The sequence below is a fragment of the Dyella sp. genome (assembly GCF_035486915.1).
Classification (GTDB): domain Bacteria; phylum Pseudomonadota; class Gammaproteobacteria; order Xanthomonadales; family Rhodanobacteraceae; genus Dyella_B.
Genome location: NZ_DATHMR010000096.1, coordinates 1 through 7,042, shown reverse-complemented (window position 1 = coordinate 7,042; position 7,042 = coordinate 1). Strand labels below are relative to the sequence as shown.

Below are 7,042 nucleotides of genomic sequence, written 5' to 3'. Positions count from 1 at the left end.
TAGCGAGAGAAATGCGAAGCCGACAGCGATACGCGGATGCCATCATCATCGCCGTGCTGCTCCCGAATTTCCTGGAAACTCAAGAGCCACCGGAGTTGGGCGAGCACATCGATCGAATCGCGCAGTCCTTTGAAGAAGCGGCGCAATATACGATCGAAAAGGTTATCAAGTGATCGATGAGAATTTCATGGGGCTGCCCTGAGCGTCAGTCCATTACTTTATGCCGCTTTAGTGGCTGCCTCCGCAGAGGGCTTCGCGGTCGGCATATCGAAGCGGACCGAGCGGCTATCGAAGGCAGCCAGCGTGGATTTTCAGACGACATCGGCATGATTAAGCAATTTGCCTGTAGCGACTAGATCTCCATTCATCGTCTTCCATTTCCTGCTGTTGAATTCGGTGTCTTGAGCCAAGTGTCCGTCGTCGAAAACGGGGCTCCTCGCACTGCTTTGCCGGCGGACATGAGTGCACTGCACCGCAAGCTCTGTCAGATATTTCGTGAAACTCCAAGCTTTCAAGTTGGGTGCGAGACACTCGAATATCATCTCTTTACAGAGAAATGTAAAAAGACGCGACCTTTCCCGCGGTTCGATAAAGGGGCCACGTGCGCGCCGAATGGATAAACAAAATTGCGGCAGATCACTTAACCGGTTCGACCAGCGGCTTACCTTTTTCGACGACATACACTGAGAGTTCGGAAGCATTGTCGCTGCCAACATTCTTCACGTTGTGAACGATTCCTTTCGGGATGAACAAAACATCCCCCGCCTTGAGCGTAACCGGAGCGCTGCCTTCGAGACGATACTCAAGCGAGCCATCAAGCACGTAGACGACCTCTTCACCGGGATGTTTGTGATTTGGGACGGTCATTCCTGGGCCGATGTCGATGCGCACGTGGACAACCTCCCATCCAGGGATGCTGATGTCGTGCCGCTGCAACTCGGTACGATGGACTCCCGGCTGCTGTGCCAGTGCCGGTTGGAGCACGAGTGCGCTTGCGAGGGCCAGTGCTGCACTGGCAATGATTCGAGTCGTTTTCATGGCAAACCCTTAAGACGCTATGTGTTGGTAAGCGATGCGTTGTTCCTCGTTAATCGACAGCTCAAAATGTCATAGGTCGAACTGGAGCATGGCGACCATGGAGTCATTCCACTGACTTCAAATGAATGGCGATAAGTTCCACAACTCCGCTACGCGCACGAATTTGGTTCTGAGCAAACTTGAAGCGGACTTTCTATCCGGGCCGCTCCGATTCGGGGCGGCGGATATCGAAAAGTCAGTGATCGCCAGAGTTGTCAGTGAGGTGAATCTCATCCAACTGCAACTTGCTGCGCAGTTTTGCCACGTCCTGTGCTGTCACCGGAGAGGCCCGATTGCCCCAACTATTTCGGATATAAGTGCTGACGTCCGCAACTTGCTGGTCCGTAAGCTTCCACGCAAAGCTCGGCATAGTCAGCGGGGAGGGGCGCGTCGGCGATGGTCCAACGCGCACTCCCGCCAAAATGATATGCAGCACCCCTGTGGGATCGTTTTGTTGGGTGACTGCATTATTCCCTAGCGGGGGAAAGAGCGTCGGTTGACCCACTGCGTTTTCGAGATGACAAGCCGTGCACGCATCGGAGAAAACGGCGGCGCCGCGCTTCATGGATGCTGGGTCCGGAGCCGTCACGTCAGCGGCGGCACTCGCGGGCAAGCTTTTCAGATATACGGCAATCGCATGTCGATCTTCATCGGTCATCAATGACGTCGAATAGGTAACGACATCGCCCATGGGGCCGCCTGCCGCTGCGCGAGTATTTCGTCCCGTACGCAAGTACTCGGCAATGTCGTCGACGGTCCAACTTCCCAAGCCCGTGCGCGGATTGCCCGTCAAGTCAGGCGATACAAAGTTGTCTAGGACGCCACCTTGGAACGCCTCACCCTGCTTGTCCGCGCCGAAATGGTTACGTGGAGTGTGACATTGACTGCAATGGCCAGGCCCCAGGACAAGTGCTTCGCCACGACTCCATTCGGTTGTAGCGCCCTGCGGTGTTTGCGTCCCTGGCCGTGGAGGTAGTGGCAGTAGATTCCACACCGATACTGCGGCTCGCACGTTCATAGGAAAGACAAGTTCATTGCCAGGTGGCTGATAATCGACGGGAGGTGTTGTCTTCAAATAAGCAAGCAGGGCGTCATCGTCCTGGCGGCTCAGGTTGCGAAACCATGGATATGGAAAAGCGGGATACAGATGCTGACCATGACCGCCAATGCCGTCATGCATGGCGCGATAGAATTGATCGGGTGTCCAATTGCCGATGCCATGATTAGGGTCTGAAGAAATATTGGAGGTATAGATCACGCCAAAGGGCGTATTCAATCCCAGGCCTCCCGCGAACGGTTCACCATCAGCGCGCAGGTGACATGACAAACAATCACCTAACCGAGCCAAATATTGCCCTTGGCGAAGCTGCGCTGCGTTGGGACCATCGGCGATCGGTTCCAGCAAGATCTTCGCAGCCGCCACCGATGTAACAGGTCCGGCGGGCAACGCGACAGCGTGACTTAGACTCCAGGCGAAATAGGCGCCGGCAACCAGGCTAAGAACAATCAGCACTCCTACGATGCGAAGTAGCATGCGCATGGCGTTTACGCCTGTACCAATGGACCGGGATTTTTAAGATATTGTTGAATGATCGCTTGCGCCGAGTGATACGCCAACGCAGCCACGGTACCTGTGGGGTTATAGCCGGCGTTCTGCGGGAAGGCACCGGCCCCCATCGAGAATACGTTGGGCACGTCCCAGCTTTGCAGGTATTTGTTGACCACACTGTTGGCGGGGCTGTCACCCATGATTGCGCCACCCGTGTTGTGCGTGGTTTGGTAGGGCACAACATTCCATGAGCCAATACGCCGATTGAGCTTGATCTCACGCGGATTCATCGCCTTGGCGATCTCTGCGGCGCGATCGGTCAGGTAATCGGACATCTTGTGCTCGTTGTCCGTAAAGTCGAACGTCATTCGCAGCATCGGCCGGCCGTGAATATCGCGATACGTGGGGTCTAGGTCGAGATAATTCCCACGATGGCTCATGCATGAGCCATGCACACTCAAGCTAAAGGAGCGCAGATAATTCTTGGCTGCCGCATGTTTCCATGCCAAGCCCCAGGCAGGAGTACCTTGCGGCGTATAGATCATTTCGATGGGACGGCCGCCGGTAATCATGCCGGCGATGTAGGCGCCGCCGATGAAACCCAGTCCCGAGTGATCGAAATTGTCGCCGTTGAAATCGTCGACTACGGTGGCGAGTGCACCGGCGCCGATGAAAGGATTGATCAGCTTGTCATCGAAGAAAACATTCACCGATGACATCGTCTGATACGCGTAGTTTTTTCCTACTACTCCCGCACCAGTTTGGGGGTCATATGGCGTGCCGATGCCCGAGAGCAACAACAGCCGCACATTTTGCAAAATATAGGAGGACAGAATCACCAACGATGCGGGCTGGAAGAATTCTTCCCCTGCGCTATTGACGTAGCTGACTCCGGTAGCATGTTTGCGGTCGGGAGATAACTCAACCTTTAACACCTCGCTTTCCGTGCGCAACGTGAAATTGCTCTTGGCCATTACATAGGGCAAGACGGTGGTTTGAGGGCTGGCCTTGGAGTAATTGCCACAACCGAATTTTTCGCAGAAGCCGCAATACGTGCAGGCGCCAAGCTGTGCACCGAGATTATTGACGTAGGGTTGCGACAGATTGCCGGTGGGGTGAGGGAACGGATGCCTTCCAAGTTCGGCCGCCGCTTTGCCGAACAACGTCGGCCCATATGTTTGCGGCATGGGCGGGGTGGGATATTCCGCCGAGCGCGCGCCCTCGAAAGGGTTGCCACCCGGTTGAATCTGACCGTTGAGATTGCCTGCCTTGCCGCTGGTCCCGCATAGCACGTCGAATTGGTTGTAGAACGGTTCGAGCTCCTCGTACGTCACACCCCAATCTTGTACCGTGAGATCATAATCGGTAACGGATTTCTTTCCGTAGCGTTGTTCGTTGTTGCTCTTGGTCAGAAAATCCGATGGCAAGAATCGCCATATCTGGCCGTTCCAGTGCACGCCACCGCTACCAACGCCAGTACCTAGAAGAAATGAGCCAAGATGCCGCATTGGCAGCGCAGTCTGATTGACGTTGTTGCGGATGGTCAGCGTGTCGTCGGAGACGTTTTGAAAAAGATGATGCCGCCACATATAGCGCAGCTCATCTTGCGCGAAACCCGTTGCAAAATCCGTCGATGTGTCGCGCCATGGACCGCGCTCCAGAGCAAGAACTTCGAGGCCTGCGTCTGCCAATTGCTGCGCCAGGATCGCCCCGGTCCAGCCAAATCCAACGATGACTGCGTCAACTGGCTTCAACGTCGTTGCCATACTCAGCTCTCCCCATTCCAGCCGGGACGGCCCTTGAAGCTCACGGGTGGAAAGGGTACCGGTTCACCGTGGCGTGTCACCCATTCGCGGTAATCGTAATGCGCGCCTGGAAAGCCAATCATTTTCCACGCCGCCATGTCCTTGTTGCCACCGTAAATCGGATCGGAGAAATAACCTTCCTTGGTGTTCTGCAACAGCATGGCGAAGAATGTCTTGGCGTCGACCCCATCTTCGAGCTGGAGAGAACCGCTTTCCATGCTCTTCAACAGCTTGTCGCGATCGTCATCGGAAAGCTTCGCAAAGTCGGCGCCATTGAAGTTCGCGTGCGTGTATTTGTCGATGGCTGTGATCGCCGCGCGATACAGTTGGGCTGGCGAAAAGCGGCTCTGATAACCCTGCTCAGGCGTACCCTTGGGCCATGGCCCTCCCAAGTAATAGTGATCGCCGCGACCGAATGGCCCCGCCAATTGCCTATCTATGAAGAAGGGCACATTAGCTTCAACGGCCCCAGGGCCGATCTCATCATTCGGAATTAGACGGCTGACTGCAGCCTCGATAAACGCCCGCTCGGCGGCGGTGAAAAACTTGAAGTCATCGCCTGAAACGCCTGGTGGCGAGTCCGCCTGACCTTCGGTCCACGGAACGCCTCCTTTATAAGTGCGCGGTGGAGCGCCGAGCTCACCATCGCGGATGTTGGCACTGATGGCACCCGCTAGACTGGTGCCCGCCACGACAGCGGTACTGATCAGGAAGTGGCGCCGACCAGGAACTGGCTTATCCATATGACCCCTCGTATTGCCGAAAGACATCGGTGGGTATGGCCTGAGTCTCCCGCGAATCGAAAGCAACGCGTGAGTCGCCGGACGATCCTATTCTTTTCTTTGCGCGAATAAGTGATGAATTCGTAAACGGTGTTGTGGCCGTATCGTGCAATGATCAAACACGGTCCTTGTGACACCAACCTCAGGGGACGTCGCGATAATTCATCGTGCAGATGCAAACGCTATGCGTACGTTCGATCTGCGGCGAGCGAACTTCGACACGTCACTCTTCCTGTCGCTCCGACGTCGTGTCGTGGATGACGCCAGAGAGAAACTAGCGAACGATATGACCCCTCTGCATGTGTGCAGAACCGGCCACCGCATCGATTGCGTCACACGTAGTGTCGGCCTTGGTTCGCAAGCAGACGTTACAAAATCGCCTAATTCAGATGTTCAATACCCTCGGACATCACCACCCAGCTGTGCTTCCTCTCTTCGTAAATCGGGACGGTTCGGCCGAAAGCGGCCTTAGGAAATCGACGCCCGTGCCTTGCGCCGCCACCGTCGGAAAAATTCGCGGGGCGATGTCGATTCCCGAAAACCCCGTTCGTCGTTCCAGTGCGGGGCCGATTAGGCTGGCTCGAACAACCAGATAGACGCCCTGAGAACCTCTAAGACGAACGAGTGGCACCATTGGGAGAATCCATGATCGACATGACCTCGCTATCGGAGTACCTCGTCATCTCCCGCGGGCAGTGGGACAAAGACAGATCGCTGGAGGAAATACAGAAGGCGATCGACGACTTCTACATCTGGCACGATCGACTGGTCAGCGAAGGGGTGATGAAAACGGGACAGCGGCTCGCGAGAGAGGCAAAAGTTGTATCAAGAGACGGCGTGATTGATGGCCCCTTTGCCGAAGGTAAAGAGGTTGTGGGCGGCTACTGGTTCTTCTTAGCTGGCAGCCTGGACGACGCTGCGGCACTTGCCGCGCAGAATCCTTGCCTGGCTTGCGGTTTGACATACGAGGTTCGCCCCATTGAAGAGGAACGGGCCAGCGCATTTAAGTTGAGCAGTGAAATGCCCGAGAATTTCGGCGATAGAGAATGACTCACTGCGAAAGTCATTGCGCGCAGCCGCGGCGACCTGAGCCGGGCCACGCCTCTCATATCAAACGTTGAACGCCCCCTTTCGATCTCAAACGGACACTACGATTTGAAAACGCTAGCGTCGAATTCTGCGCGAATTTGGACGCTGAAAGCGAAGGTCGTTCCACCTCGCCATAGTTCCCTCCTAATGCTTTAGATCACATCAGATCGACATTCGCAGGCATCTTACAAACGCAAATTGTCACTGGCACTGGCGTATTGATTCGGGCGTTTACGTCTAAATTTGCAGACAACAAAAAACCCGCAAAGCCTTAAGCCATGCGGGTTTCAAATTGGTGGGCCGTGACAGATTCGAACTGTCGACCAATAGATTAAAAGTCTACTGCTCTACCGACTGAGCTAACGGCCCGAAAGCGGGTGAACCTGCTACTTGAAAAATAGCTAGCCCACTATTTTAAGGTCTAGGTGCCGATGGCACAAGCAAATCAGGCGTACCGCGTTGGATCGGGAAGCCCGGCCTCGCGAAAACCCTGCGCACGCAGCCGGCAGGCATCGCAATGGCCGCAGGCGCGGCCTTGGGCGTCGGCCTGATAGCAGCTGACGGTCTCGGTAAAATCCACGCCCAGGCGCTGGCCTTCGCGGGCGATATCGGCCTTGCTCATGGCCATCAAGGGCGCATGGATGCGGATACCGGCACCTTCCACGCCCGCCTTCGTTGCTACGTTGGCGAGTTTTTCAAAGGATTCGATGAACGCAGGGCGGCAGTCGGGATAGCCGGAG

Annotated in this window: 6 protein-coding genes and 1 tRNA gene; 1 reads left to right on the top strand and 6 read right to left on the bottom strand. The window is 55.6% G+C overall.

Going from position 1 to position 7,042, the window contains the following annotated elements; translation table 11 throughout:
* Positions 1 to 636: 636 nt before the first annotated feature.
* The 4 genes from VK725_RS07585 to VK725_RS07570 form a co-directional block, all read right to left on the bottom strand.
* Positions 637 to 1,038, bottom strand: coding sequence for a cupin domain-containing protein (locus tag VK725_RS07585; protein ID WP_325317452.1), 402 nt, complete (start codon positions 1,036 to 1,038; stop codon positions 637 to 639).
* Between the two features lie 235 nt (positions 1,039 to 1,273).
* A complete protein-coding gene (locus tag VK725_RS07580) occupies positions 1,274 to 2,617 on the bottom strand; it encodes a cytochrome c (RefSeq protein WP_325317451.1) in 1,344 nt (447 codons plus the stop codon).
* Between the two features lie 5 nt (positions 2,618 to 2,622).
* Positions 2,623 to 4,392, bottom strand: a complete 1,770-nt coding sequence (locus tag VK725_RS07575) for a GMC family oxidoreductase (RefSeq protein ID WP_325317450.1) — start codon at positions 4,390 to 4,392, stop codon at positions 2,623 to 2,625.
* 2 nt (positions 4,393 to 4,394) lie between these two features.
* Positions 4,395 to 5,174, bottom strand: coding sequence for a gluconate 2-dehydrogenase subunit 3 family protein (locus tag VK725_RS07570; protein ID WP_325317449.1), 780 nt, complete (start codon positions 5,172 to 5,174; stop codon positions 4,395 to 4,397).
* Between the two features lie 684 nt (positions 5,175 to 5,858).
* On the opposite strand from VK725_RS07570, the gene VK725_RS07565 reads away from it, so the two are divergent.
* Entirely contained in the window at positions 5,859 to 6,263 is a 405-nt protein-coding gene (locus VK725_RS07565; protein ID WP_325317448.1) for a YciI family protein, read from the top strand.
* 332 nt (positions 6,264 to 6,595) lie between these two features.
* Here VK725_RS07565 and VK725_RS07560 read toward each other — a convergent pair.
* Positions 6,596 to 6,671, bottom strand: a tRNA-Lys gene (locus VK725_RS07560).
* A gap of 76 nt (positions 6,672 to 6,747) precedes the next feature.
* The coding region (locus VK725_RS07555; RefSeq protein ID WP_325317447.1) for a 7-cyano-7-deazaguanine synthase at positions 6,748 to 7,042 on the bottom strand (295 nt) is incomplete at its 5' end.